Raw genomic sequence first — 1120 nt, forward strand, 5'->3', positions numbered from 1 at the left:
ATGTGGACTTGTTCCGCAATTCGCCGCGAGGCCGATCCCGACAGCGTCCGAAGTGATTTCGCCGCCGCCGCTACTATTGACACAACGAGCCTCATATGAGGGGGCTGAAGATCAGGCCCTTGGCCGTTCCCGTGGCGGCCTGAGCACCAAGATCCACATGGCCGTGCGTGGTCTGGGGTGCCCGGTCCGCTTCACGCTCACGGCTGGCCAGAAGGGAGACGCCCCACAGGCCGATGCTCTGATCGAAGGCTTGCAAGCCCAAGTCGTGCTGGCCGATACAGCCTACGACAGCGACCGTCTGCGCAAGGCCATCGCTGACAAAGGGGCTGTCGCGGTCATCCCGAACAATCCCTCACGGGCGCGCAAACATCCGATCGACAAGCATCTCTATGCGCAACGCCACTTGGTCGAATGCTGCTTCTCAAAGCTCAAGCAGTTCCGCCGCGTCGCAACTCGCTTCGAAAAAACCGCAAGGCACTATCTCGCCGTCGTCACCCTAGCCGCAACAATCCTATGGCTCAGATAACTGTCCACACTTCCTAGAGCGTTTTGCCCGAGACCGGTAAGGTTGAACACGCAGCTCGAGTGCTGTTTGGGATGGCGGTTCAAGTTCCAATGCGGGAGGGGTGCACGGGGAACCCCAAATGAAGACTAGCGGCCTGGTTTTCCAGATCGATCAGGTTGGGCGCCATCGCTTGATATTGCCTGCAGTCCGCCTGAACGACGGATCGCTCAGGCCGTTCAAGCGGCAGGCTCCCGGCGATTTCCTTTAAGTCGGCAAGGACCGAAGCAATATGCGGCCAGCGAAAAGTCTGTTGGATCGTCGATGTCACGATCCGCGCCAGCGATGATTTCGAGCTTAGCGACTACGCCAAGAAGCGAATGCGCCCGTATGTCAGGGATTTTGTCTTGAAGCTTCAAGGCAGCAGTCGTGGCCTCGACTTCCGCTTGGCAGGCGATTGAATAGCCGACCTTCTTATCCATCGCGTTCGGGGCCGCAGCGTCGAGCACGCGTCTCTCTAGAGCAGTTTCTGGATAATCACGGTTAGGCATCGTAGCCGGCGTGGGCGAACAGGTTTTCGCATTCTTTGGGGTGGAAACGATCGATGGCGACGGCCAC

General features: G+C 58.8%; 1 protein-coding gene and 1 pseudogene. One reads left to right on the plus strand and one right to left on the minus strand.

Translation table 11 applies throughout. The features are described 5' to 3' along the window. The coding region (locus ACFFNA_RS39275; RefSeq protein WP_378925664.1) for an IS5 family transposase at window positions 1–526 on the plus strand (526 nt) is incomplete at its 5' end. A gap of 215 nt (window positions 527–741) precedes the next feature. On the opposite strand, the pseudogene ACFFNA_RS39280 reads toward ACFFNA_RS39275, so the two are convergent. Continuing rightward, window positions 742–1120, minus strand: a pseudogene (locus tag ACFFNA_RS39280) (hypothetical protein); the annotation flags it as partial.

Origin of the sequence: Mesorhizobium kowhaii (assembly GCF_042431665.1) — a bacterium.
GTDB classification, from domain to species: Bacteria; Pseudomonadota; Alphaproteobacteria; order Rhizobiales; family Rhizobiaceae; genus Mesorhizobium; species Mesorhizobium kowhaii.